The 23,753-nt window shown below is 71.7% G+C and carries 24 protein-coding genes and 1 pseudogene; 18 read left to right on the plus strand and 7 right to left on the minus strand.

Features of this window, described 5'->3' with window-relative positions; genetic code table 11:
- Positions 1-113: 113 nt before the first annotated feature.
- Together ACFZB3_RS10970 and tsaE are read left to right on the plus strand one after the other, a co-directional pair.
- Positions 114-1,376: an alpha/beta fold hydrolase gene (locus ACFZB3_RS10970; protein WP_391372949.1), complete on the plus strand. Its 1,263-nt coding sequence runs from the start codon at positions 114-116 to the stop codon at positions 1,374-1,376.
- Entirely contained in the window at positions 1,342-1,854 is a 513-nt protein-coding gene (gene tsaE, locus ACFZB3_RS10975; protein ID WP_391372952.1) for a tRNA (adenosine(37)-N6)-threonylcarbamoyltransferase complex ATPase subunit type 1 TsaE, read from the plus strand. Before ACFZB3_RS10970 ends, tsaE begins: the two co-directional genes overlap by 35 nt.
- A gap of 401 nt (positions 1,855-2,255) precedes the next feature.
- Here the strand turns inward: tsaE and ACFZB3_RS10980 are convergent, their stop codons facing one another.
- Positions 2,256-2,819, minus strand: coding sequence for a hypothetical protein (locus ACFZB3_RS10980; protein WP_391372954.1), 564 nt, complete (start codon positions 2,817-2,819; stop codon positions 2,256-2,258).
- Between the two features lie 148 nt (positions 2,820-2,967).
- Here ACFZB3_RS10980 and tsaB point away from each other — a divergent pair, with 148 nt between their 5' ends.
- From tsaB to ACFZB3_RS11000, 4 genes are read left to right on the plus strand one after another with little or no spacing between them, the layout of a single operon-like run.
- Positions 2,968-3,624 carry a tRNA (adenosine(37)-N6)-threonylcarbamoyltransferase complex dimerization subunit type 1 TsaB gene (tsaB, locus tag ACFZB3_RS10985; RefSeq protein ID WP_391372957.1) on the plus strand — a complete coding sequence of 219 codons (657 nt, stop codon included), beginning with the start codon at positions 2,968-2,970 and terminating at the stop codon, positions 3,622-3,624.
- 17 nt (positions 3,625-3,641) lie between these two features.
- Positions 3,642-4,169, plus strand: coding sequence for a ribosomal protein S18-alanine N-acetyltransferase (gene rimI / locus ACFZB3_RS10990; RefSeq protein ID WP_391374025.1), 528 nt, complete (start codon positions 3,642-3,644; stop codon positions 4,167-4,169).
- On the plus strand, positions 4,162-5,256 hold the full coding sequence (tsaD, locus tag ACFZB3_RS10995; protein ID WP_391372960.1) for a tRNA (adenosine(37)-N6)-threonylcarbamoyltransferase complex transferase subunit TsaD: 1,095 nt from the start codon (positions 4,162-4,164) through the stop codon (positions 5,254-5,256). The genes rimI and tsaD overlap by 8 nt, the downstream gene beginning before the upstream one ends.
- Complete coding sequence (locus tag ACFZB3_RS11000; protein WP_391372963.1) at positions 5,253-5,513, plus strand: hypothetical protein; 261 nt, start codon at positions 5,253-5,255, stop codon at positions 5,511-5,513. The genes tsaD and ACFZB3_RS11000 overlap by 4 nt, the downstream gene beginning before the upstream one ends.
- A gap of 97 nt (positions 5,514-5,610) precedes the next feature.
- Here the strand turns inward: ACFZB3_RS11000 and ACFZB3_RS11005 are convergent, their stop codons facing one another.
- The 3 genes from ACFZB3_RS11005 to ACFZB3_RS11015 all read right to left on the minus strand — a co-directional run bounded on the left by ACFZB3_RS11005 (position 5,611) and on the right by ACFZB3_RS11015 (position 7,476).
- Positions 5,611-6,024 carry a cytidine deaminase gene (locus ACFZB3_RS11005; RefSeq protein ID WP_391372966.1) on the minus strand — a complete coding sequence of 138 codons (414 nt, stop codon included), beginning with the start codon at positions 6,022-6,024 and terminating at the stop codon, positions 5,611-5,613.
- 94 nt (positions 6,025-6,118) lie between these two features.
- The gene (locus ACFZB3_RS11010) at positions 6,119-6,793 is read right to left on the minus strand and encodes a TetR family transcriptional regulator (protein ID WP_391372968.1); all 675 of its coding nucleotides are present in this window, start codon (positions 6,791-6,793) and stop codon (positions 6,119-6,121) included.
- A complete protein-coding gene (locus ACFZB3_RS11015; protein WP_391372971.1) occupies positions 6,790-7,476 on the minus strand; it encodes a DUF998 domain-containing protein in 687 nt (228 codons plus the stop codon). Before ACFZB3_RS11015 ends, ACFZB3_RS11010 begins: the two co-directional genes overlap by 4 nt.
- Positions 7,477-7,602: 126 nt before the next feature.
- Between ACFZB3_RS11015 and ACFZB3_RS11020 the strand changes: the two genes are divergently transcribed.
- Both ACFZB3_RS11020 and ACFZB3_RS11025 read left to right on the plus strand, forming a co-directional pair.
- Positions 7,603-8,436, plus strand: coding sequence for a Scr1 family TA system antitoxin-like transcriptional regulator (locus tag ACFZB3_RS11020; RefSeq protein WP_391372973.1), 834 nt, complete (start codon positions 7,603-7,605; stop codon positions 8,434-8,436).
- Positions 8,433-8,681, plus strand: coding sequence for a DUF397 domain-containing protein (locus tag ACFZB3_RS11025; RefSeq protein WP_391372975.1), 249 nt, complete (start codon positions 8,433-8,435; stop codon positions 8,679-8,681). The genes ACFZB3_RS11020 and ACFZB3_RS11025 overlap by 4 nt, the downstream gene beginning before the upstream one ends.
- A gap of 3 nt (positions 8,682-8,684) precedes the next feature.
- Here ACFZB3_RS11025 and ACFZB3_RS11030 read toward each other — a convergent pair whose 3' ends face one another.
- Positions 8,685-10,988, minus strand: a complete 2,304-nt coding sequence (locus tag ACFZB3_RS11030) for a glycoside hydrolase family 3 N-terminal domain-containing protein (RefSeq protein ID WP_391372978.1) — start codon at positions 10,986-10,988, stop codon at positions 8,685-8,687.
- A 139-nt stretch (positions 10,989-11,127) separates the two neighbouring features.
- Between ACFZB3_RS11030 and ACFZB3_RS11035 the strand changes: the two genes are divergently transcribed.
- From ACFZB3_RS11035 to ACFZB3_RS11055, 5 genes are all read left to right on the plus strand, one after another.
- Complete coding sequence (locus tag ACFZB3_RS11035; protein WP_391372981.1) at positions 11,128-12,159, plus strand: substrate-binding domain-containing protein; 1,032 nt, start codon at positions 11,128-11,130, stop codon at positions 12,157-12,159.
- 104 nt (positions 12,160-12,263) lie between these two features.
- Positions 12,264-13,637: an endo-1,4-beta-xylanase gene (locus ACFZB3_RS11040; RefSeq protein ID WP_391372984.1), complete on the plus strand. Its 1,374-nt coding sequence runs from the start codon at positions 12,264-12,266 to the stop codon at positions 13,635-13,637.
- Between the two features lie 95 nt (positions 13,638-13,732).
- A complete protein-coding gene (locus ACFZB3_RS11045) occupies positions 13,733-14,794 on the plus strand; it encodes an LCP family protein (RefSeq protein WP_391372987.1) in 1,062 nt (353 codons plus the stop codon).
- A gap of 130 nt (positions 14,795-14,924) precedes the next feature.
- On the plus strand, positions 14,925-15,281 hold the full coding sequence (locus ACFZB3_RS11050) for a YciI family protein (RefSeq protein ID WP_391372990.1): 357 nt from the start codon (positions 14,925-14,927) through the stop codon (positions 15,279-15,281).
- 43 nt (positions 15,282-15,324) lie between these two features.
- Positions 15,325-16,647 carry a sigma-70 family RNA polymerase sigma factor gene (locus ACFZB3_RS11055; protein ID WP_391372993.1) on the plus strand — a complete coding sequence of 441 codons (1,323 nt, stop codon included), beginning with the start codon at positions 15,325-15,327 and terminating at the stop codon, positions 16,645-16,647.
- Between the two features lie 100 nt (positions 16,648-16,747).
- On the opposite strand, the gene ACFZB3_RS11060 is transcribed toward ACFZB3_RS11055, so the two are convergent.
- Complete coding sequence (locus tag ACFZB3_RS11060) at positions 16,748-17,929, minus strand: methyltransferase domain-containing protein (RefSeq protein ID WP_391372996.1); 1,182 nt, start codon at positions 17,927-17,929, stop codon at positions 16,748-16,750.
- A gap of 90 nt (positions 17,930-18,019) precedes the next feature.
- Between ACFZB3_RS11060 and ACFZB3_RS11065 the strand changes: the two genes are divergently transcribed.
- From ACFZB3_RS11065 to groL, 5 genes are all read left to right on the plus strand, one after another.
- Complete coding sequence (locus tag ACFZB3_RS11065; protein WP_391372999.1) at positions 18,020-18,913, plus strand: polysaccharide deacetylase family protein; 894 nt, start codon at positions 18,020-18,022, stop codon at positions 18,911-18,913.
- Entirely contained in the window at positions 18,910-19,728 is an 819-nt protein-coding gene (locus ACFZB3_RS11070; RefSeq protein WP_391373001.1) for a polysaccharide deacetylase family protein, read from the plus strand. Before ACFZB3_RS11065 ends, ACFZB3_RS11070 begins: the two co-directional genes overlap by 4 nt.
- 148 nt (positions 19,729-19,876) lie before the next feature.
- On the plus strand, positions 19,877-20,644 hold the full coding sequence (locus ACFZB3_RS11075) for a pirin family protein (protein ID WP_391373003.1): 768 nt from the start codon (positions 19,877-19,879) through the stop codon (positions 20,642-20,644).
- Positions 20,645-20,856: 212 nt separating this feature from the next.
- On the plus strand, positions 20,857-21,165 hold the full coding sequence (groES, locus tag ACFZB3_RS11080; protein WP_004955293.1) for a co-chaperone GroES: 309 nt from the start codon (positions 20,857-20,859) through the stop codon (positions 21,163-21,165).
- 126 nt (positions 21,166-21,291) lie between these two features.
- Positions 21,292-22,917 carry a chaperonin GroEL gene (groL, locus tag ACFZB3_RS11085; protein ID WP_391373006.1) on the plus strand — a complete coding sequence of 542 codons (1,626 nt, stop codon included), beginning with the start codon at positions 21,292-21,294 and terminating at the stop codon, positions 22,915-22,917.
- A gap of 85 nt (positions 22,918-23,002) precedes the next feature.
- Here the strand turns inward: groL and ACFZB3_RS11090 are convergent.
- Positions 23,003-23,710: pseudogene (locus tag ACFZB3_RS11090) on the minus strand (ester cyclase).
- Positions 23,711-23,753: the final 43 nt, after the last annotated feature.

The raw sequence follows: 23,753 nt of genomic DNA on the forward strand, positions 1-23,753 counted from the left end.
ACGGCACGACCCGGTTACACCTGTATCAACGGCAACAACAGCAACATGCGTCACGTCAGCATCACCCGTGTCACCTAGGCAGCGAACTGCAGTACGGCGAAGAGGAGCGGTACGTGAGCGAGAGCAGTGCGGAGGCCGTAGCGGAAGCCGCCGCGGCGGCCGTCGTCGCCTCGGCCACGGGGGCGGCCTCCGGCAGCTGGCGCAAGGTGACGGGCGTCGCCGGAGCCGCCATAGGAGTGCTCGCCGCCGGGGCGGCCGCCGGGGTCGCCGTGGAGCGGATGACCGTCGGCCGCGGCATGCGCCGCAAGGCCCGGCTGGCGCTGGACTCGGCGGGCCCGTACGGCACCCTGCGCGGCACCCCCGGCAAGGCGTACGCCGACGACGGCACCGAGCTCTACTACGAGGTCGACGAGGTGGTGCCCGACCCCGGCCCCGCCGTCTCGCCGCGCCGCCGCCGGCTCTTCGGCCGCAAGGCGCCCGCGCCCGTCACCGTCGTCTTCAGCCACGGCTACTGCCTCAACCAGGACTCCTGGCACTTCCAGCGGGCGGCCCTGCGCGGGGTCGTGCGTACCGTGCACTGGGACCAGCGCAGCCACGGCCGTTCCGGGCGGGGCGTCGCCCAGCACGAGGACGGGGTGGAGCTCACCATCGACCAGCTGGGCCGGGACCTGAAGGCGGTCCTGGACGCGGCCGTGCCGGAGGGGCCGATCGTGCTGGTCGGGCACTCCATGGGCGGCATGACGGTGATGGCGCTGGCCGCGCAGTATCCCGAGCTGATCCGGGAGCGGGTGGTCGCCACCGCCTTCGTCGGTACGTCGGCCGGGCGGCTCGGCGAGGTCAACTTCGGGCTGCCGATCGCCGGCGTCAACGTGGTGCGCCGGGTGCTGCCCGGGGTGCTGAAGGCGCTCGGCACGCAGGCCGCGCTGGTGGAGAAGGGGCGGCGGGTCACCGCCGATCTCTTCGCCGGGATCATCAAGCGGTACTCGTTCGCGTCCAAGGACGTCGATCCGGCGGTGGAGCGGTTCGCGGAGCGGATGATCGAGTCGACGCCGATCGACGTGGTCGCCGAGTTCTACCCGGCCTTCACCGACCACGACAAGACGGCCGCGCTCGCCTACTTCCAGAACCTGCCGGTGCTGGTGCTGGCCGGGGTGCAGGACCTCGTCACGCCCAGCGAGCACAGCGAGGTCATCGCCGACCTGCTGCCCGACGCCGAACTGGTGCTCGTCGCCGACGCCGGGCACCTGGTCATGCTGGAACACCCGGAAGTGGTCACCGACCGCCTTGCCGACCTGCTCACCCGCGCGGGTGCCGTGCCGGCAGGGGCTACGGTAAGTGGCTATGGAAGCACCAGCAGCACGGCACAGCCAGGCTGAGACCGAGTTGATCGTCACCTCCCCCGAGCAGATGGGGGAGCTGGGCCGCCGACTGGCGAAGTTGCTGCGCGCCGGTGACCTCGTGATGCTCAGCGGGGAGCTCGGCGCGGGCAAGACGACGCTGACCCGGGGACTGGGCGAGGGGCTCGGGGTGCGCGGGGCGGTCACGTCGCCGACGTTCGTCATCGCCCGCGTGCATCCGTCCCTGGGAGGCGGCCCGCCGCTCGTCCACGTGGACGCGTACCGCCTGGGCGGCGGGCTCGACGAGATGGAGGACCTGGACCTCGACGTCTCGCTGCCCGAGTCCGTGATCGTCGTGGAGTGGGGCGAGGGCAAGGTCGAGGAGCTGACCGACGACCGGCTCATGGTCCGGATCCACCGGGCGGTCGGCGACACCACCGACGAGGTACGGCACGTGACCCTGACGGGGCTGGGGGAACGGTGGGACGGGGTGGACCTGGGGGTGCTGGCGGCCTGAGGACCGTGTGAACGTTCCGACAAGGCGTCGGCAAGATATTGCGCCGGACGTATCGGGCGTGGTCACATGGTACCCAGTCCGTAGTTAGGTCTACCTAACTACGTCCGCCCCCGCACCTCAGGAGGCGCCCGTGTCCGTGTCCCAGTCCGAGGAGCGGCGACCGGCTGCGGTCGCCGTGGCCCCAGGCGTCTCCATGAGTGAGCTGCTGGCATCCTGCGCGGCGGCCGACGCGGTGTCCCGGCCGCCGAGAGCGCCGGCAGCGCCCCGAAGGGGCGCGGGAAACTGCGCGACCAGCCACGACGGCGCGGCAGTCGGCGCAGTGCAGCACCTTCCGCGGAGCGCTTGAGCGGGTTCGGCCGCGCGCCCCCAGACGGCGGCTGCGCCGCCGAGCAGGGGGCGCGTCAGCGGATCACGACCACCTTCACGCCGATCGTCGCGAAGTTCCACATCGCGTAGCCGTCCGGGCGGGTCTCGCGGATGCCGCCGGTCTTCACCGTCGGGTCGGGCGGCGCGGCGGCGCGCTGTGCGGTGACCGCGCTGAAGCCGATCGCCGAGCCGTCCTTCGTGGTGGTGAAGCGGACCACGTGCTCGATGGGGAGGCCGTCCGTGCCCGTGACCGCCTTCGAGCGGGACGTCACCCAGTAGGCGCCGAGGGGCGGGTCGATGGTGCCGGGGTTCACCTTGAAGGTGCGCTCGACGCGGCCCCGCTCGTTGACGAGCCAGACCCGGTCGTCGTCCACCGAGTACACCACCCGTTCACCCGTGCCGGAGGTGTTCGGCAGGGCGGTGGGATGGCGGTGGTCCCGGGGCGCCTTCGCGCCCGGCGCTCCGGGCGCGGGGCTCGCCGACGACCGGCTGCCGAGGCCGGGGGGAACGGTGGCCGAGGCCTGGTAGGCGAGGAAGCCGACCGCCCCGACGGCCGCCGCGGTGAGGCCTGCCACGACTCCCGAGCTGGTCCCTGCCACGTGCGCCACCTCTGCCTGCCGTAGAGCCTCGCGGAGAGCCCCGGGGGGAGTCTCACCGTATATGTCGTACTTCGTACAGACGGTAGCAGTCAGTGACCGTCCGACCCGGCCGGGCGTGCTCGCGGCGTCGGAGCCGTAGGCTGTTCGCGTGCTCTTGCTCGCTCTGGATACCGCCACCCCCGCCGTGACCGTCGCCCTGCACGACGGTACGGCCGTCATCGCCTCGTCGAGCCAGGTGGACGCGCGCCGGCACGGCGAGCTGCTGCTGCCGGCCGTCGACCGCGTCCTCGCCGAGGCGGGGGTCAAGCTGGACGCCGTCACCGAGATCGTCACCGGCATCGGTCCCGGCCCCTACACCGGCCTGCGGGTCGGTCTGATGACCGCGGACACCTTCGGGCTCGCGCTCGGCGTGCCCGTCCACGGCCTGTGCACGCTCGACGGACTCGCCTACGCCTCCGACATCGAGAAGGGCCCGTTCGTCGTCGCGACCGACGCCCGCCGCAAGGAGGTCTACTGGGCGGTGTACGAGGACTCGCGCACCCGGCTCACGGAGCCCGCCGTCGACCGGCCCGCGGACATCGCCGGGCAGGTGGCCGGGCTGCCCGCGGTCGGCGCCGGGGCGCTGCTCTACCCCGACACCTTCCCCGTCGCGCACGAGCCCGAGCACGTCTCCGCCGCGGCCCTGGCGTCGCTCGCCGCCGAGAAGCTGGCCGCGGGCGAGGAACTGCCCGCGCCCCGCCCGCTCTACCTGCGCCGGCCGGACGCCGAGGTGCCCAAGAACTACAAGGTGGTCACCCCGAAGTGACCGCACAGTTGCGCGAGATGCGCTGGTGGGACATCGACCCGGTCCTGGAGCTGGAGAAGGACCTGTTCCCCGAGGACGCCTGGTCGCGGGGGATGTTCTGGTCCGAACTGGCACACGCGAGGGGACCCGGGGCGACCCGGCGGTACCTGGTGGCCCTGGAGGACGACCGGATCGTCGGGTACGGGGGGCTCGCCGCCCAGGGTGCCGCGCCCGACGACAGCGGCTCCGCCGCGGTCGGCGACATCCAGACCATCGCCGTACGCCGTGACCAGTGGGGCACCGGCCTCGGTGGGGAACTGCTCACCGAACTGCTGCGGGCCGCGACCGCCTTCGAGTGCGCCGAGGTCATGCTGGAGTGCCGGGTCGACAACATCCGCGCCCAGAAGCTGTACGAGCGGTTCGGCTTCGAGCCCATCGGGTTCAGACGCGGCTACTACCAGCCGGGGAACGTGGACGCCCTGGTGATGCGCCTGACCACCGGGCAGCCCGGCACCGGCTCCGCCTCCGGGCCCACCTCCGAACAAGGAACCGAGATCAATGGCTGACGAACCCCTGGTTCTGGGGATCGAGACCTCCTGCGACGAGACCGGCGTCGGCATCGTCCGCGGCACCACCCTCCTCGCCGACGCCGTCGCCTCCTCCGTCGACGAGCACGCCCGCTTCGGCGGGGTCGTCCCGGAGGTCGCCTCCCGCGCCCACCTCGAAGCGATGGTCCCGACCATCGAGCGGGCCCTGAAGGACGCCGGGGTGAGCGCCAGGGACCTCGACGGCATCGCGGTCACGGCGGGTCCCGGCCTGGCCGGCGCGCTGCTGGTCGGCGTCTCGGCGGCGAAGGCGTACGCCTACGCGCTCGGCAAGCCGCTCTACGGCGTCAACCATCTCGCCTCCCACATCTGCGTCGACCAGCTGGAACACGGCCCGCTGCCGGAGCCGACGATGGCCCTGCTGGTCTCCGGCGGCCACTCCTCGCTGCTGCTCTCCTCGGACATCACCTCCGACGTACGGCCGCTCGGCGCGACCATCGACGACGCGGCCGGCGAGGCCTTCGACAAGATCGCCCGCGTGCTGAACCTCGGTTTCCCCGGCGGCCCGGTCATCGACCGGTACGCGAAGGAGGGCGACCCCGCGGCGATCGCCTTCCCGCGCGGCCTCACCGGCCCCCGCGACCCGGTGTACGACTTCTCCTTCTCCGGTCTCAAGACGGCGGTGGCCCGCTGGATCGAGGCCAAGCGGGCGGCCGGCGAGGAGGTCCCGGTCCGCGACGTGTCCGCCTCCTTCCAGGAGGCGGTCGTCGACGTCCTGACCCGCAAGGCCGTCCGGGCCTGCCGCGACGAGGGCGTCGACCACCTGATGATCGGCGGCGGGGTCGCCGCCAACTCCCGGCTGCGCGCCCTCGCGGCGGAGCGCTGCGAGGCGGCCGGCATCCGGCTCCGGGTGCCGCGCATGAAGCTGTGCACGGACAACGGCGCGATGGTGGCCGCGCTCGGCGCGGAGATGGTCGCCCGCAACCGGACCCCGTCCGACTGGGACCTCTCGGCGGACAGCTCCCTGCCGGTGACCGACCCGCACGTCCCCGGCACCCACCACCACGACCACGTGCACGAGGTCAGCAAGGAGAACCTCTACTCGTGACGGTCGCGTTGATGTGGGAGGCGCGGGCGGTGCCGGACCGCGGCGGGGAGTTGCTGGCCTGGGCCCGGCAACAGGCCCTCACCGGGGCCCCGTTGCGCCGCGAGACCTTCCGGGCACCGCAGGACCGGGTGCTGGTGATCACCTGGTGGGATTCGTCGTACGACGACCCGGACCTGCCCGAACTCGCGGACCCGCCGCAGGAGTTGGTGGGCCGTCCGGTGCACCGGTGGCGGTTCGAGTCGGTGGCGGCGGACTAGTCCTCCACGGTGCTCCGGCCTGCGGCGGATCAGCTGTCACCCCGTATGGTCCGCGCCGACCGGAGCCACGGACTTCATGGGCCGGCGAACGTCGCGGTCACTCGGCGTCGAGCTGGTGGGCGCCCCAGACGTAGCTTTCGGGCAGCAGGTCGGTGATGGGGACGGAGCGGACGCGGTCGCCCTCGCCGACGATGACTTCGATGGCGGGGAAGTAGTCGAGAAGGGCCTGACGGCAGCGACCGCACGGGGGAACGACCCCTCGGTCGCGGTCGCCGACGGCGACGATCGTGTCCAGCTCGTAGGCGCCCTGGGCGGCTGCCGCGCCGATGACGACCAGCTCGGCGCAGGGTCCTCCCGTGAAGTGGTAGGCGTTCAGCGCGGTGACGATCCGGCCGTCCCGGGCGCGGGCCGCGGCTGCCATCGTGTGGTTGTCGCCTCGGCAGCGGGTGCGCGCCACGTGCGCCGCGGCCCGGATGAGTTCGTGGTCGACGTCGTGGGTCTGTGCCGTCATCTCTCCGCCTTCGTCGGGTGTCAGGCGACGTTGGCCCGGGTGACGACGGTGCGCAAGCGAATAAAGGTTCCCCGGAGCCGGGTCGGGTGCGGCACTAGTTCTCGAAGTCCGTCCGCTTCGGCCAGATCTGGAGGGCCTGCGCGTCGGTCATCACGGGCGGACGCGGCGCCGGATCCTGCGGGCCCGCCGGGTCCTGGGCCAGGCCGAAGCCGGCCAGCAGCAGTTCCGCGTAGCGGCGCCAGGCGTCGGGGGCGACGTCCTCGGTGCGGTCGGCGACCGTACCGATCATGAGGAGGAACGCGTACACGTCGGCGGAGGCGAAGTCCCCGCGTACGGCGCCGGCCGCCACCGCCCGTTCGGCCAGGCCGTCGACATGGCGCCCCAGGTCGTCCCGCATCCGGGCGATCGGCTCCGCCGCGACGTCCGCGTGGGCGAGGATGACCTCCAGCGCCCTGTCCTGCGCCCGCCGGCGCGCCGCCTCCAGCAGGTAGTGGCGCAGCGCCCGCCCCGGATCGGGCTGCTCCGCGGCCGCCGCCGCGACCTCCAGGAACGTGGTGAACCGCTCCGTGAACAGCGCGTCCACCAGTGTCTGCAGGTCCGGGAAGCGGCGGTAGACCGTGCCGACCCCGACGCCCGCCTCGTGGGCGATCTCGTTGAGGGTGGCGACGGCCCCCCGCTCGGCGAACATGCGCTCGGCCGTCTCCATGATCAGCCGACGGTTCCGTTCGGCGTCGGCGCGGAGCGGGCGTTGCGTGGTATCCGGGGTCACGCCAAGACATTCTCCACGACGGCGGACCGGCGGAACTGCCTGGCCAGGACCAGCCCACCGGTCACGGCGCTCCACAGCAGCCAGGAGTAGACCCCGCCGCGCTCGAACGCACCGGCCGCGCCCGTGGAGACGCCCGTGAGGAGCTCGCTCAGCAGGCCGAGGGACCCGACCGCGACGCTGAAGACGCGGTACGGCTTCGGCAGACCGAGGCGCCGCCCCAGGCTCCGGGACGCCCCCGTCATGATCGCCAGCGTGTTCGCGCACAGGATGCCGATCCCGGCGCCCACGACGTGGAGGACCAGGGTGTAGTCCGCGCCCTCCGAGGAGCCGTGGAAGAGCGCGACCATCACGAATCCGACGGCGTGCGCGACCGCCAGCGAGGTGACGACGCGCCGCGCCCGCCCCTCGACGAGCGGCAGCGCCACCAGCAGCACCCCGGCCGCGAACAGGATCCCCTGGAGCGCGAACGACGTGTTCATCAGCGTGTGCGACGGCGAGCAGATGTCGCGCCCCTGGAAGTCCGTGCCGCAGTCGGGCACGCCGAGGTCGCTGATGTAGTTCCGGGCGTAGCTGTAGGGCGGATCGTTCCAGGCCGCCGCGGCGACGCCCTCGGCGATCACCCACTGCAACGCGTTCACGATCAGGATGACGGCTCCCACGGGAAGCCACTTGCTGCGCGACATCGGCACTCCTCATGTCCTCATGCCCTCGGACGACGGCTGCGCAGCCACCGTAACACTAACCGGATGCTTTTATCCGCTTACGCGATACGGCTGCGCACGGCCGCCGGTGCCCGTCACGCTGAGTGCATGAGCGGTGGCGTTGAGGTGAACGGTGAGCCCGAGTCGTCGGACAGCATGAAGACCTTCGGGGCGTTCGTGCAGGGGCTGCGGGAGCATGCGGGGCTGAGCCGGGAGGAGTTCGGGGCGAGGGTCCACATGTCCAAGCACTCGGTGGCTTCGATCGAGCTGGGGAGGAGGCTGGCGGACCAGAGCTTCGTGGATGCGGCGGAGGGGGTGCTGGGGAACACCGGCGCGTTGCGGAAGGCCTTCGGGAGGGTGGCACGGCAGCCGGGGTTCGCGGTGTGGTTCCGGAAGTGGGCGGACCTGGAGCGGCAGGCGGTCAGCCTTGATACGTACGAGTGCAGGCTGGTGCCCGGACTGCTCCAACCCGAGCCCTATGTCCGTGCGGTGTATGAGAATGCGCTTCCGCCGCCTACCGATGAGGAGGTGAAGGAGAAAGCCGCCCGCCGTGTGGAGCGTCAACAGCTCCTTCGGGACCAGCCCAGCACGGCGTTCAGCTTCATCGTCGAGGAGAGCATCTTGCGCCGGGGGCTTGGCGGTCCTGAGGTGACGCGGGCAGTACTTGAACAGATGCTGGAGTACGCGGGCCTACGGAATGTGGATCTCCAGGTGATGCCGGCGGAATGCCGTCAACACGCCAGCCTTGCAGGCCCCATGCGGCTCTTGGAGACCCCCGAAGGACGACGGGTTGCTTACCTTGAGGGGCACATGAGCGGCTGGCTGATCACGGAGCCGAAAGACGTGATCATGCTCTGCCAGCGCTATGCGAGACTGCGTTCGCAGGCCCTGACCCCCGGGGACTCCGTGACCTTGTTGGAGCAACTGCGAGGAGCCTTATGACCATCGCCGAACTCACCTGGTTCAAGTCCACCTACAGCACCGATCAGGATGACGACTGCATAGAGGTCGCCTTGGCCTGGCGCAAATCCACCCACAGTACCGACCAGGGCGATAGCTGCATAGAAGTAGCCGCCACCCCCGCCACCATCCACATCCGCGACTCCAAGGACCGCGGCCGCCCCCACCTCGCCCTCGCGCCCGCCGCCTGGGCCCCCTTCGTCGCGCACGCGGCGGACGCGGTCTGACGGTCAGTTCAACTCGGTCTCGCAGCGCAGGACCCGGTCCGGGCCCAACCGGCGGACCGGGCCGGTCAGTTGGAGGCGGGTCACCGCCCGTACCTCCGCGCTCGACGCCGCCAGCCGCAGTTCCAGGGCCCCCGGCTCCACCACCCGCGCCCCCTCCCGGTCCGTGAACGCCGAGAGGTCCGCGTGGAAGTGGAAGGTCAGGCTTCGGGATTCGCCGGGGGCGAGATCCACGCGCCGGTAGCCGACGAGGCGGACGTCCGGGCGGGTCACCGAGGCCACCGGGTCGTGCAGGTACAGCTGGACCACCTCCGCACCCGCCCGGTCGCCCGTGTTGCGGACGGTCACCGTCACGTCGTACGTGCCGTCCGTGCCGATCTCGGCCGTGTCCGGTGAGACGAGGTCCCACGCGAACGTCGTGTACGAGCGGCCGTGGCCGAAGGCGTACAGCGGGGTCGGGTCCAGGTTGCTGACCTCGCCCGCGAGGCCCAGCGGGGGCTGGAGGTAGGTCCAGGGCTGGCCGCCCGGCACGCGCGGGACGCTGACCGGGAGGCGGCCCGACGGGTTGACGCGGCCCGACAGCACGCCCGCCACCGCCGGGCCGCCCTCCTCGCCGGGGAAGAACGCCTGCACCACCGCGCCGAGCCGGCCGTGCCAGCGGCCCAGTGCGTAGGGGCGCCCGGTGAGGAGGACGAGGACCACCGGGACGCCCGTCGTGAGCAGCGCGTCCAGCAGGCCGGCCTGGACGCCGGGCAGGTCGAGGTCCGTGACGTCGCAGCCCTCGCCCGACGTGCCGCGGCCGAAGAGGCCCGCGCGGTCGCCGAGGACCGCCACGCACACGTCCGCCTCCGCGGCACGCGCCACCGCCTCCTCGAAGCCCGCGGTGTCGGGGTCGGAGACGTCGCAGCCCTCGGCGAACGTCACCTTCGCGTCCGGGAGTTCGGCGCGCAGCGACTCCAGCACCGTGGGGATGGCGATGCCCAGGTCCACCTCGGGGTGGTGGGTCAGGACATGGGACGGGAAGGAGTAGCAGCCGAGCATGGCGAGGGCGTCGGCGGCGCGCGGGCCGACCACCGCGATGCGGGTGTCGGGGGCGAGGGGGAGGGTGCCGTCCGGGTTGTCGAGGAGGACCACGGACTCCTCGGCCAGCCGGCGGGCGAGCGCGCGGTTCGCCGTCGAGTCGAGGTCGACCGGGCCGCCCTGCTCGGGCTCCGGGGTCCAGTCCTCGTCCAGCATCCCCAGCTCGCACTTCTGGAGCAGGACCCGGCGGGCCGCCCGGTCGACGAGGGATTCCGGGATCGTGCCCTCCCGGACCGCCGCCACCAGCGGGCGGCCGTAGCACTTCAGGGTCGGGAGTTCGACGTCGATGCCGGCGGCGAGGGCGAGGCGGGCCGCTTCCGCTTCCGTGCCCGCCACGCGGTGGAGGGTCTGGAGGAAGCCGATGCCGAAGTAGTCGGCGACGACCGTGCCGTCGAAGTCCCAGTCGTCGCGGAGGAGTTCGGTCAGGAGGCGGGGGTCGGCCGAGGCTGGGACGCCGTCCGTCTCGTTGTAGGCCGCCATCACCGAGCGGGCCCCGCCCTCGCGGAGCGCCATCTCGAAGGGGAGGAGGGTGACGTCCGCGAACTCCCGGATCCCCGCCCGGACCGGGGCCAGGTTGCGGGCGCCGACGGAGGAGGCGTACCCGGCGAAGTGCTTGAGGGTGGCGATCACTCCGGCCGACTCCAGGCCCCGGACGTACGCGGAGCCGATGGTGCCGACCAGGTACGGGTCCTCGCCGATCGTCTCCTCGACCCGTCCCCAGCGCGGGTCGCGGACCACGTCCAGGACGGGGGCCAGGCCTTGATGGACGCCGACCGAGCGGAGGTCGTGGCCGATGCGCCGGCCCAGCTCCTCGACCAGCGGCGGGTCGAAGGCGGCGCCCCAGGCGAGGGGGACCGGGTAGGCCGTCGCCTGCCAGGCGGTGAAGCCGGCCAGGCACTCCTCGTGGGCGATCGCCGGGATGCCGAAGCGGCCGGCCTCGGTGATCCGGCGCTGGGCGCGGGCCAGCGCCCGCGCGCCCAGCACCGGGTCCACCGGGGCGGTGCCGAAGGAACGGGTCAGCTGGCCGAGGCCGAGGGTGATCAGCTCGTCCCAGTCGTAGTCGGCGCTCATCTCGCGTTGCAGCGGGGCGACCCCGTCGCCGTCCGTGGCGGCGCCCACCCACACCCCGTACAGCTGGGCGGTCTTCTCCTCAAGCGTCATCCGGGCGAGCAGGTCGTCGACGCGGGTGGCGGCGGGCAGTGCGGGGTCGCGCCAAGGAGCGGTGGTCATGAAACTCCCGTCTCTGTTCTCTGCGGGTTCTCTCTGCGAACGCCGCTACGAATGTTTCGTACCACTCACCGAATGTTCCGGGAACCTATGGCGTGCGCAGGTCTTCGTCAAGGGGGAGCGCGGGGATACGATCGCGGGCATGACGCCTTCGAAGCCCACAGAAACGCAGACGGCGACGCTCGCCGAAATCGCCCGTGAGGCCGGCGTGTCCGCTCCGACTGTTTCGAAGGTCCTGAACGGGCGTGCCGACGTCGCCCCGGCGACCCGCACCCGGGTCGAGGAGCTGCTGCGCGCCTACGGCTACCGGCGGCGCCGCGCCGAGGCCTCCCGGTCGCCGCTGATCGACCTGGTCTTCCACGAGCTGGAGAGCGCCTGGGCGATGGAGGTCATCAGGGGAGTCGAGAACGTGGCCCGGGATGCCGGGCTGAGTGTGGTGCTGAGCGAGTCCGCGGGGCGGCTCACCCCGGGGCGGACCTGGGCGGACCAGGTGGCGGCGCGGCGGCCGCACGGGGTGGTGCTGGTGCTGTCGGGGCTCGACGAGTCGCAGCGGGCGCTGCTGCTGAGCCGGTCCATTCCGTTCGTGGTGATGGACCCGGCGGGGGACCCGGGGCCGGACGTGCCGTCGATCGGGGCGACGAACTGGCAGGGCGGGCTGGCCGCCACCCGGCACCTGGTCGAGCTGGGGCATCGCCGCATCGGGGCGATCAGCGGGCCGTCCCGGATGATGTGCAGCCGGGCCCGGGTGGACGGCTACCGGGCCGCGCTGGAGACCGCCGGGCTGCCCGTCGACCCGGCCCTGATCAAGGCGGGCGACTTCCACCACGACGCCGGCTACCGGCTCGGCCTGGAGCTGCTGCGCATGCCCGACCGGCCGACCGCGGTCTTCACCGGCAACGACCTCCAGGCGCTCGGGCTCTACGAGGCCGCGCGCGAACTGGGGCTGCGCATCCCGGAGGACGTGAGCATCGTCGGGTTCGACGACCTGCCGCTGGCCCGCTGGGTGGGGCCGCCGCTGACGACCGTACGGCAGCCGCTGACCGAGATGGCCGAGGCGGCGGCGCGGCTGGTGCTGGAGATGGGGCGGGCGGAGGAGGCGACGACCGCGACCCGGGTGGAGCTGGCGACCAGCCTGGTGGTGCGGTCGAGCACGGCGGCGCCCGCGGCCGCGTGAGGCGGGCTTGGCCGGAAGTTGACGTATTGACGGGTGGTGCGGTCGCCTCCACACTCCTCCGAAGTCAATCGGTTGCACAACCGAAACTTTCGGAGGCTACCCGCATGAGAACCTCCAGAACCTCCAGGTCTTTCAGGAACCTGTTACGGGCCGGGCTGGCCGGCCTGGTCGCGGGCGTCGGACTGTTCGCCGTCGGCACCGCCCCCGCGCACGCCGCCGACACCCCGCTGCGCGACCTCGCCGCCGCGAAGGGCAAGGTCATCGGCACCGCGGTGACCGGCTCCAAGCTCACCGGCACCTACGGCGACCTGGCCGGCGGCCAGTTCAGCTCGCTGACCCCGGGCAACGCCATGAAGTGGGGGACCGTCGAGCCCACCCAGGGCAGCTTCAACTGGACCGAGGCCGACCAGATCGTCGCCTTCGCCCAGGCCCACAACCAGCAGGTGCGCGGCCACACCCTGGTCTGGCACAGCCAGAACCCGAGCTGGCTGACGAACGGCACCTGGACCCCGGCCCAGCTGAGCAGCCTGCTGCAGAACCACATCAGCACCGAGGTCGGCCGCTACAAGGGGAAGATCGCGGCCTGGGACGTCGTCAACGAACCCTTCAACGAGGACGGCACCTACCGCTCGACGCTCTGGTACAACGGCCTCGGCTCCGACTACATCGCCAACGCCCTGACCTGGGCACATGCGGCCGACCCCGCCGCCAAGCTGTACATCAACGACTACAACGTCGAGGGCGTCAACGCGAAGAGCACCGCCCTGTACAACCTGGTCAAGTCGCTCAAGGCGGCCGGCGTCCCGATCGACGGGGTCGGGCTGCAGGCCCATCTCGTCCTCGGCCAGGTGCCGGCCACCCTCCAGCAGAACATCCAGCGCTTCGCCGACCTGGGCGTCGACGTGGCCATCACCGAGCTGGACATCCGGATGGCGCTGCCCTCCGACAGCACCAAACTCGCCCAGCAGAAGGCCGACTTCAAGTCGGTGGTGGCCGCGTGCGTGGCGGTGAGCCGCTGCGTCAACGTCACCGTGTGGGGCTTCACCGACTCCGACTCCTGGGTGGACAGCACGTTCCCGGGGTACGGCGCGGCGACCCCGTACGACGCGAACTACGCGCCGAAACCGGCGTACTACGGGATCTCGGAGGCGCTCGGCGGGACCACGACCACCCCGCCGCCGACCGGTGCCTGCACCGCCGCCTACAGCGTGAGCAGCCAGTGGAACACCGGGTTCACCGGCCAGGTGACCATCTCCTGCTCGGGCGCCTCGCTCTCCTCCTGGAACGTGAGCTGGACGTACGGCGCCGGGCAGCAGATCACCCAGGCCTGGAACGCCACCTGCACCCAGTCCGGCGCGGCCGTCTCCTGCGCCAACGCTTCCTACAACGGGGCGGTGGCGGACGGGAGTTCGGTCTCCTTCGGGTTCAACGCGTCCTGGAGCGGGAGCAATCCGGTGCCCGCGGTCACCCTGGGCTGAAGCCCGGGTGAGAAGGGTGAGATTTTCCGAAGAAAACCTCTTCGCGGCGCTCGCGCTAACAGTCCCCTAATAATTCGGACTTACGTTCCTGCCTTGTGACGGGACACGAGGAGCAAGGCGGCGCGGGCAGACGGGTGGGCCGGCGGTCGAGAGCGCTGAAGATCGTCGGCCTCACCCTGGCGGGGGTCATGACGCTCGGCATCGCCGGCGCGGGGTGGGTCTACTGGCACCTCAACGACAACATCAAGAGCGTCGACATCAACAGCGCGCTCGGGGACGACCGCCCGCCCAAGGCGGTGACGACGCCGACGGCCGCCGCGTCCGCGTCCGCCTCCCCGACCCCGCTGCCCACCGGCTCGGTGAACATCCTGGTACTGGGCTCGGACTCGCGCAGCGGCAAGGAGAACAAGAAGCTGGGCGGCGGCAGCAGCTCGGGCGCCCGCTCCGACACCGCGATGGTCGTCCACGTCGACGCCGGCCGCACGTCCGCCACGATCGTCAGCATTCCGCGCGACACCCTGGTCACCCGGCCCTCCTGCCCGCTCTCCTCCGGCGGCTCGACGTCCGTCGCCTACAACGCGATGTTCAACAGCGCCTACTCGGTGGGCGGGGCGGTGTGCGCGGTCAAGACGGTCGAGTCGATCACCGGCGTCCGCATGGACCACTACCTGGAGATCGACTTCTCGGGCTTCGCGAAGCTGGTGGACGCGCTCGGCGGGGTGACCGTGACCACCGACCAGGACATCGACGACGACGACAGCCACCTGCACCTGAGGAAGGGCACCCACCACCTCGACGGCACCCAGGCCTTGGCGCTCGCCCGCACCCGGCACGGCATAGGCGACGGCAGCGACCTGGGCCGGATAGGCCTGCAGCAGAAACTGGTGAAGGCCCTGCTGGACCGGATGGCCTCCATCAGCCTGCTGACCAACCCGGCCAAGCTCTACGAGGTCGCCGACGCGGTCACCTCCAGCCTCACCACCGACACCGGCCTGGACTCGCTCAGCGAGCTGATGCGGCTCGGGCAGAGCCTGAAGGGGCTGACCTCCGACCACACGAAGACGGTGATGATGCCGGTGGTGACCGCGCCCTCCGACCCCAACCGGGTGATCGCGAAGGAGCCGGCGGCGAGCGAGCTGTGGGACTCGCTGAAGTAGGCCCTCCGCGGCGGCCGGAAAAAAACTCCGGGGAGTTCCGGTGCGCGTGTCGATCCGGGGGCGGGCCGTTCGACGCAAGGGTGAGATGCGGGGAGAGACCCCGCACCGCACCGGAACACCAGGAGCCACCATGCCCCGTTACCTGTCGCTCGTGAAGATCGACGAGAACACCGCCCCCGCCGAAGGCCCCAGCCAGGAGCTGATGCAGCGGATGGGCGAGCTGATCGAGGAGATCACCAAGGCCGGCGTGATGCTGGACACCGCGGGCCTCACGCCGACCGCCCAGGGCACCCGGGTGCACTGGGAGGGCGGGAAGATCTCCGTCACCGACGGACCGTTCACCGAGGCCAAGGAGGTCGTCGGCGGGTACGCGATCATGCAGTGCAAGGACAAGGCCGAGGCCCTGGAGTGGACCAAGCGGTTCCTCAAGGTGCACGAGGAGTTCTGGACCGTGACCTGCGAGGTCCGGGAGATCGCGGAGGGCTGATCCTCCTGGCGTCCGCCCTGCGGTGGGTGTTGCATGGGGGGCTGTGAGCACACAGCCCCCCGCCGAGCCCGACGCGTCCGCCCCCGCGGGCGGCCAGGCCGACGCATCTGCTCCCGCGGGCGCCGAGGCCGATCCCCGCCACGCCATCGAGACCGTCTTCCGGCTCGAATCGCCCCGGGTGATCGCCGGCGTCGCCCGGATCGTCCGGGACGTCGGCATCGCGGAGGAACTGGCGCAGGACGCGCTCGTCGCCGCCCTGGAGCAGTGGCCCCGGGACGGTGTGCCCGACAACCCGGGCGCCTGGCTCATGACCACCGCCCGGCACCGCGCCGTCGACCTGGTCCGGCGCCGGGAGAACTACGCCCGCAAGCTCGCGGAGATCGGCCGCAGCACGGAGACGACGGCCCCGCCCGAGGAGCCCGCCGACCCGGACGACATCGACGACGACCTGCTCCGCCTCGTCTTCACCACCTGCCACCCGGTGCTCTCGCCCGAGGCCCGCACGGCCCTCACCCTGCGCCTCCTCGGCGGCCTGACCACGGCCGAGATCGCCCGCGCCTTCCTGGTGCCCGAGCCGACGGTCGCCCAGCGCATCGTCCGCGCCAAGCGCACCCTCGCGACGCGGAACATCGCCTTCGAGGTGCCGTACGGCCCCGACCGCGAGGCCCGGCTCGGCTCGGTCCTGGACGTCATCTACCTGATCTACAACGAGGGGTACGCGGCCACGGCGGGCGACGACTGGCTGCGCCCGTCGCTCTGCGAGGACGCGCTGCGGCTGGCCCGGGTGCTTTCGGGGCTGATGCCGAAGGAACCGGAGGTGCACGCCCTCACTTCCCTCCTGGAGTTCCAGTCCTCCCGTACGGCCGCCCGCACCGGCCCCGACGGCGAACCGGTCCTCCTCCGGGACCAGAACCGCCGCCGCTGGAACCGGATGCTCGTCGCCCGCGGTATCCGGGCCCTGGCCCGCGCGGACGCCACGGCGACCGGCGCCCCCGGGCCGTACGCCCTGCAGGCGGCCATCGCGGCCTGCCACGCGCACGCCTACACCTACGAGGAGACCGACTGGACGGCCATCGCCACCCTCTACGGGCTGCTGGCCGCCCGGTCCCCGTCCCCCGTCGTCGAGCTGAACCGCGCGGTGGCCGTGTCGATGGCCGAGGGCCCGGCGGCCGCCCTGGCGATCGTCGACCCGCTGACCGCCGAACCCGCCCTCAGCGACTACCACCTGCTGCCGAGCGTCCGCGGCGACCTACTGGCCCGCCTCGGGCGGACCGCCGAGGCCCGCGCGGAGTTCGAGCGGGCGACGGCCCTGGCACGCAACGAGCGGGAACGGGAGCTGCTGCTGCGGCGGGCGCGAGAGCTCTGAGCGCCCCGAAGGGGCGCGGGGAACTGCGCGACCAGCCACGACGGCGCGGCAGCCGCTCGACAACACATCGCGGCACATCGCGGCGTAGCCGGCGGAGCGCTCAGGGACGCGCCGGGCGGCCCAGCAGCATGGTCGGGGCCCCCGCCACCCGGGTCAGGAACACGGTCGCCGCGTTCGGTCCCTGCGGCTTGACCTTTCTGCGCAGTTCCTCGGGCTCCACCGCGGAGCCGCGCTTCTTCACGGTCAGGTTCCCGACCTCGCGCTCCCGCAGCAGCGCCTTCAGCCTCTTCACGTTGAAGGGGAGTTCGTCGGTGATCTCGTACGCCGTCGCGTGGTCGGTGGCCCGGAGCGTGTCGGCCGTGATGTACGCGATCGTCGGGTCGACCAGGCCGCCGGACAGCTCCTCGGCCGCCTCGGCGACCAGGTGGGCGCGGATGACGGCGCCGTCCGGCTCGTACAGGTAACGGCCGACCGGCCGCACGGCGGGGTCGGGCAGGCCGCGGCCGAGCAGGGTGCGCGGGCCGGGCAGGAGGGTGGCGCGGACGGCCCCCGGGGTACCGGTGCCGAACCAGAGGACGGCTTCCTTCACGTCGCCGTGGTCCGAGATCCACTCCGCCTCGGCGGCCGCCGGGACCGCCTCGTGCGGGATGCCGGGTGCGATCTTCAGCGCGGCCACCCGGGCGGTCGAGGCGGTCGCCACCGCCCAGGACAGCGGCGGTGAGTAGGCCTCCGGGTCGAAGATGCGGCCGCGGCCGCCGCGCCGGGCCGGGTCGACGAAGACGGCGTCGTGGCCGGCCGTGTCCACCTCCTGGACGTCCGCCTCCCGGACCTCGATCAGGCCGGCGAGCCCGAGCGCCTCGGCGTTCGCCCGGGCGGCGGCCGCGGTCACCGGGTCCCGGTCCACGGCGAGGACGCGGATCCCCGCCCGCGCCAGCGCGATCGCGTCGCCCCCGATCCCGCAGCACAGGTCGGCGACGGAGGCGACCCCCAGCGCCCTCATCCGCTCCGCCCGGTACGCGGCGACACTCGCCCGCGTCGACTGCTCGACCCCGTTCGGCGTGAAGAACATGCGGTCCGCGTCCGCCTCCCCGAACTTCGCCGCCGCCCGCTGCCGCAGCCGGGCCTGGGCCAGCGCCGCCGACACCAGCTCGGCGGGGTGCTCGCGGCGCAGCCGGGTGGCCACGGCGAGTTCGTCGGCGGGCGCGGTGCCGCGCACCTCGTCGAGGAGGGCGTGGCCCTCGGAGGTGAGGAGGGTGAGGAGGGGGGAGAGGAGGTCGTTCACCGGGTCATTGTCGGCCAGTCGGTGGATGGTTCGCCTCCGGCCGCGGTGTCTGCCGGGGTTACGGGGAAGGGGCTGGAAAGATCCGACGCCATGCGAGCAGTCGTACAAAATGACAAAAATAGGGTGGCTTTGGCCATGGCCGCCCTCACCGCCGCAGCTGCCGTCGCCGTCGTCTCCGGCTGTGCCGGACCGGGGGACGAGGCCGGGGTCCGTCCCGCCGCGGGCCAGCAGGCCCATCGGGCCGCCGCCGCCCCCGACGACCACGCCGCCCTGGTCGCCGCCGCCCGGCGCTGGGGACTGGACGCGGTCCCGCTGCGGCCCCCGGCGCCGCCGAAGTACAGGCCGAGGATCACCGCTCGCGACGGCTTCGAGGTGGACGGCCAGGTGGAGGACGACCTGCCCCCGGTCTTCACCACCGTCCCGACCAGGAAGAAGATCGTCTTCCTCACCATCGACGACGGCTCCGAGAAGGACCCGGACTTCCTGCGGATGATGAGCGAGCTGCACATCCCCTACACCGCGTTCCTCAGCAACTACCTGGTCAAGGACGACTACGGCTACTTCCGCCGGATGCAGGCCGAGGGCCACACCGTCAACAACCACACCCTCACCCACCCCTACATGCCCGGTCTGACCTACGACGAGCAGAAGCACGAGATCTGCGGCATGCAGGACATCATGAAGAGGCAGTTCGGCAAGGCGCCGACCGTCTTCCGGCCGCCCTACGGCAACTACAACGGCGACACCCTGCGCGCCGCCAAGGCCTGCGGCATCAAGTACGCGCCGATCTGGGACGAGGAGGTCTTCGTCGACCACTGGGAGTACCGCGAGTGGGACCGCTCGCTGCACCCCGGTGACATCGTCCTCACGCACTTCCGGGGCCGGAACGACTGGGACGGCACCATGGTCGACGACATGCGCCGCTTCCTGAACAAGGTCACCCGCGACGGCTACGCGGTGGCGCGCCTGGAGGACTACCTGTGAGCCGACCGAGGGCGACGGCCGCCGTCCTGGCCGCCGCCCTCGTCCTGTCCGCGTGCACGATGTCCGCCTGCGCGCCGTCCGTCGACCCCATCGAACGGCTCGGCCGGAAGGCGGCCGACCGGGTGCACCCGCACGGCCCGTCCGGCGAGCCGACGTACCGCCGGTGGGGCCTGACCGAGCCCCTCGCCCCGGCGCCCCGCCCGCCGCTCCGCCCGCTGTCCTTCCCCACCGCCCTGCCCCCGGTCGTCGACCACGTACCCACCTCCGACCGGGTGGTCTTCCTGACCTACGACGACGGCGCCGAGAAGGACCCCCGCTTCGTCGACATGGTCCGCGAACTGCGGCTTCCGGTGAGCATGTTCCTCACCGACAGCGTGGTCGGCCCCGGCTACGGCCACTTCGCCCGCCTCCAGTCGGTCGGCGCGAGCGTCGAGAACCACACCCTCGACCACCCGGCCATGCCCGGCCTGCCGTACGCCGGCCAGCGCGCCGAGATCTGCGGCCAGCAGGAGAAGCTGAAGTCCCGCTTCGGCATCCGGCCCCGCCTCTTCCGCCCGCCCTACGGCACCTACGACACCACCACCCTGCGCGCCGCGGACGACTGCGGAGTCGCCGCGGTGGTCCTGTGGCGGGCGGCGACGACCCCCGACGGCATCACCTACCGGACCGGCGACAAACAGCTCCGCCCCGGCGACATCATCCTGGTGGGCCCCGACGAGGCCCTCGGCCCGACCCTCAGGGAGCGCACCGCCCGGCTGCTGCGCCGGGTACAGGCGGGCGGGCTGACGGTGGGCCGCCTTGAGGACTACCTCTAGCGACTCGGACCGCTCGATCCTCCCGCTTCAATCGTCAAGTCATGTCAAGTCGCTCACGGTGCTTCATGCCGGGAAATACAGGCGCGACCATCAATGTTGACTTGAATATTCACGTCAATGGGTCCTTGTGTGGAGCTGGAGGCACGGCATGGGCGCACTACTGGTACCCGGCGTCGAGGTGCGGCGCGGTGACGCGCGGCTCGCGAGCCGGCTGTCCTGGCTCGACTCGAAGCACTCGTTCTCCCTCGGCACCCGCCGGCCCGACCCGGCCAACACGCACCACGGGGTGCTGCTGGTCCACAACGAGGACCTGGTGCAGCCGGGCACGGGCTTCGAGACCCACCCGCACCGGGACATGGAGATCGTCACCTGGGTGCTCCGGGGCTCGCTGGTCCACCAGGACTCCGGCGGTCACTCCGGCGTGATCTACCCGGGCCTGGCCCAGCGGATGAGCGCCGGCACCGGCATCCTGCACTCGGAGAAGAACGACTCCTACCGGGCCGCGGGCCGGCCGCCCGCCGACCCCGTGCACTTCGTCCAGATGTGGGTCGTCCCCGACGAGGCCGGCGTCACCCCGGGCTACGAACAGCTGGAGATCGACGCCGAGCTGCTCTCCGGCGGGCTGGTCACGGTGGCGTCCGGCATGGACCGGCACAAGGACGCGAGCGCCATCCGGATCCGGAACCGGCACGCCGCGCTGTACGCGGCCCGGCTGCGCCCCGGCGGGCGGGTGATCCTTCCCGAGGCCCCGTACCTGCACCTGTTCGTCGCCCGCGGCGCGGTGGACCTGGAGGGCGTCGGAGCGCTCGGCGAGGGGGACGCCGTGCGCTTCACGGCCACCGGCGGGCACCGGGTGGCAGCCTCGGAACCGGCCGAGATCCTGGTCTGGGAGATGCACGCCGCCGTCGCCCTGTGACGCCCGAAGGGGCCGATTCCGGCGCCGCGCCGCTCGCAATTGGCACTCCGCTTGACCGAGTGCTAATCGCGGTCATAGTCTCGGCTCTGGCACTCGGCAGATGAGAGTGCCAACAACGCGACGGGCAGGTCCGGCACCCGCGACGACGGATCGACCTGGTCGCCACCTCAGACAGTTAACCCCGTGAGATCTCCGAAGGGGGAGGTCGGATCGTGACGACCGCCAGCTCCAAGGTTGCCATCAAGCCGCTTGAGGACCGCATCGTGGTCCAGCCGCTCGACGCCGAGCAGACCACGGCCTCCGGCCTGGTCATCCCGGACACCGCGAAGGAGAAGCCCCAGGAGGGCGCCGTCCTCGCCGTGGGCCCGGGCCGTTTCGAGAACGGCGAGCGCCTGCCGCTCGACGTCAAGGTCGGCGACGTCGTGCTCTACAGCAAGTACGGCGGCACCGAGGTGAAGTACAACGGCGACGAGTACCTCGTCCTCTCGGCTCGCGACGTGCTCGCGATCATCGAGAAGTAAGCCTGCGACTTACACCTCAAGCACTCTGCTTGAAGCTGCGCCCCTGGCCCCCGCGATCCTCCAAGAAGCCGGGCGCCAGGGGCGCAGTCTTGTTCACCCGAGAATTCCGAGAGGGCATCCGCTGCCATGGCGAAGATCCTGAAGTTCGACGAGGACGCCCGTCGCGCCCTTGAGCGCGGCGTCAACAAGCTTGCCGACACGGTGAAGGTGACGATCGGCCCCAAGGGCCGCAACGTCGTCATCGACAAGAAGTTCGGCGCCCCCACCATCACCAACGACGGCGTCACGATCGCCCGCGAGGTCGAGATCGAGGACCCGTACGAGAACCTCGGCGCGCAGCTGGTGAAGGAGGTGGCGACCAAGACCAACGACATCGCGGGTGACGGTACGACCACCGCCACCGTGCTGGCCCAGGCGCTCGTCCGCGAGGGCCTCAAGAACGTCGCCGCCGGTGCCTCCCCGGCCGCCCTGAAGAAGGGCATCGACGCGGCCGTCGCCGCCGTCTCCGAGGACCTTCTCGCCACCGCCCGCCCGATCGACGACAAGGCCGACATCGCCGCCGTCGCCGCGCTGTCCGCCCAGGACACGCAGGTCGGCGAGCTCATCGCCGAGGCCATGGACAAGGTCGGCAAGGACGGTGTCATCACCGTCGAGGAGTCCAACACCTTCGGTCTGGAGCTGGACTTCACCGAGGGCATGGCCTTCGACAAGGGCTACCTGTCGCCGTACTTCGTGACGGACCAGGAGCGCATGGAAGCCGTCCTGGAGGACCCCTACATCCTCATCAACCAGGGCAAGGTCTCCTCCATCGCGGACCTGCTGCCGCTGCTCGAGAAGATCATCCAGTCCAACGCCTCGAAGCCGCTGCTGATCATCGCCGAGGACGTCGACGGCGAGGCCCTGTCGACCCTGGTCGTCAACAAGATCCGCGGCACCTTCAACGCGGTCGCGGTCAAGGCCCCCGGCTTCGGCGACCGCCGCAAGGCGATGCTGGAGGACCTGGCGATCCTCACCGGCGCCACGGTCGTCTCCGAGGAGGTCGGCCTCAAGCTCGACCAGGTCGGCCTGGACGTGCTCGGCTCCGCCCGCCGCGTCACCGTCACCAAGGACGACACCACGGTCGTCGACGGCGCCGGTGACTCCGGTGCGGTCACCGGCCGCGTCGCCCAGATCAAGGCCGAGATCGAGAACACCGACTCCGACTGGGACCGCGAGAAGCTCCAGGAGCGCCTCGCGAAGCTGGCCGGCGGCGTGTGCGTGATCAAGGTCGGCGCCGCCACCGAGGTGGAGCTGAAGGAGAAGAAGCACCGTCTGGAGGACGCCATCTCCGCGACCCGCGCCGCGGTCGAGGAGGGCATCGTCTCCGGTGGCGGCTCCGCGCTCGTCCACGCCGCGAAGGTGCTGGAGGACGGTCTCGGCAAGACGGGCGACGAGGCGACCGGTGTGGCCGTCGTCCGCCGCGCCGTCGTCGAGCCGCTGCGCTGGATCGCCGAGAACGCCGGCCTGGAGGGCTACGTCATCACCTCCAAGGTCGCCGAGCTGGAGAAGGGCCAGGGCTTCAACGCCGCCACCGGCGAGTACGGCGACCTGGTCAAGGCCGGCGTCATCGACCCGGTCAAGGTCACCCGCTCCGCCCTGGAGAACGCCGCCTCCATCGCCTCCCTGCTCCTGACGACCGAGACCCTGGTCGTCGAGAAGAAGGAAGAGGAAGAGGCCGCCGCCGCGGGCCACTCGCACGGCCACTCGCACTGAGGCAACAGTCTCTGAGGAAGCCCCCGTTCCCGGTCGTCCGCCGGGAACGGGGGCTTCGCCCCTCGCGGGTACTTCGATGGTCGGCCTAGTTCTCCAGCGCGTCCAGCGCACCCAGCTGCGCCAGCAGTCCCATCCGGTCGTACTGCAGCCAGCCCTCGGCCAGCTTCCCGTCCGCGTCGAAGCGGTGGACCGTCGTCCCGGCCATGGTGGCCTGCCGACCGGTGTTCGGGACCCCCATGAACGGCCCCTGCTACACCCCCGTCCACAGCCACCTGGTGCACACCCGGTCGCCCTGGGCGATCTGGTCCTCGACGCGGAACGTGAAGTCGAAGGCCCCCCGCCACATCTCCAGCTTGCGCCGCATCGCGTCCATGCCGATGGTGTCCTGGCCCTCGACCGGATCGTGGTCGTGGTAGTCCTCGGTGATGAGGCCGTCCAGCGGAGCCAGCGGGCCGGCCGCGGCGATCGTCTCGAAGAACCGCCGCGCGGTGCCGGCGTACAGCCCCTCGTCCCGCACCACGTCGAGATCGGTGAACGTCGGCGTCCCCTCGCAGAGCGCGAGCAGCTCGTGGAAGATCCTGTCGGTCTCCGGAAGGTGCGAGTTCCGCATCGCCTCCTCGTACGACGGGAACTCCACGATCTCCACGACGTGCTCGGCGTCGGTACGGTCCTTGCCGACCAGCGTGTGCGTCGCCGTCCGCTTCCCCTTGGTCTGCTCGACCCACCTGTCCATCAGCCGGTCCATCTCGTCGAACCGCCTGGTCCTGCACTCGATGAGCTGCACGAACGTCATGACACCGCCTCCGGCCCCCCTGCGGGCGCGACCGAACGACACC

The organism is Streptomyces sp. NPDC008092 (genome assembly GCF_042957285.1).
Taxonomy (GTDB): domain Bacteria; phylum Actinomycetota; class Actinomycetes; order Streptomycetales; family Streptomycetaceae; genus Streptomyces.

What these genes read in the sequence shown, in the direction of transcription:
- ACFZB3_RS11025 (WP_391372975.1), top strand. Translation starts at nt 8,433, where the DNA reads ATGACCATCGCCGAACTCACCTGGTTCAAGTCCACCTACAGCACCGAT.
- tsaE (WP_391372952.1), top strand. Translation starts at nt 1,342, where the DNA reads ATGGAAGCACCAGCAGCACGGCACAGCCAGGCTGAGACCGAGTTGATC.
- ACFZB3_RS11015 (WP_391372971.1), bottom strand. Translation starts at nt 7,476, where the DNA reads ATGTCGCGCAGCAAGTGGCTTCCCGTGGGAGCCGTCATCCTGATCGTG.
- ACFZB3_RS11065 (WP_391372999.1), top strand. Translation starts at nt 18,020, where the DNA reads ATGCGAGCAGTCGTACAAAATGACAAAAATAGGGTGGCTTTGGCCATG.
- rimI (WP_391374025.1), top strand. Translation starts at nt 3,642, where the DNA reads ATGCGCTGGTGGGACATCGACCCGGTCCTGGAGCTGGAGAAGGACCTG.
- ACFZB3_RS11005 (WP_391372966.1), bottom strand. Translation starts at nt 6,024, where the DNA reads ATGACGGCACAGACCCACGACGTCGACCACGAACTCATCCGGGCCGCG.
- ACFZB3_RS11035 (WP_391372981.1), top strand. Translation starts at nt 11,128, where the DNA reads ATGACGCCTTCGAAGCCCACAGAAACGCAGACGGCGACGCTCGCCGAA.
- ACFZB3_RS11030 (WP_391372978.1), bottom strand. Translation starts at nt 10,988, where the DNA reads ATGACCACCGCTCCTTGGCGCGACCCCGCACTGCCCGCCGCCACCCGC.
- ACFZB3_RS11020 (WP_391372973.1), top strand. Translation starts at nt 7,603, where the DNA reads ATGAGCGGTGGCGTTGAGGTGAACGGTGAGCCCGAGTCGTCGGACAGC.
- ACFZB3_RS11075 (WP_391373003.1), top strand. Translation starts at nt 19,877, where the DNA reads ATGGGCGCACTACTGGTACCCGGCGTCGAGGTGCGGCGCGGTGACGCG.
- ACFZB3_RS11050 (WP_391372990.1), top strand. Translation starts at nt 14,925, where the DNA reads ATGCCCCGTTACCTGTCGCTCGTGAAGATCGACGAGAACACCGCCCCC.
- ACFZB3_RS11040 (WP_391372984.1), top strand. Translation starts at nt 12,264, where the DNA reads ATGAGAACCTCCAGAACCTCCAGGTCTTTCAGGAACCTGTTACGGGCC.
- groL (WP_391373006.1), top strand. Translation starts at nt 21,292, where the DNA reads ATGGCGAAGATCCTGAAGTTCGACGAGGACGCCCGTCGCGCCCTTGAG.
- tsaD (WP_391372960.1), top strand. Translation starts at nt 4,162, where the DNA reads ATGGCTGACGAACCCCTGGTTCTGGGGATCGAGACCTCCTGCGACGAG.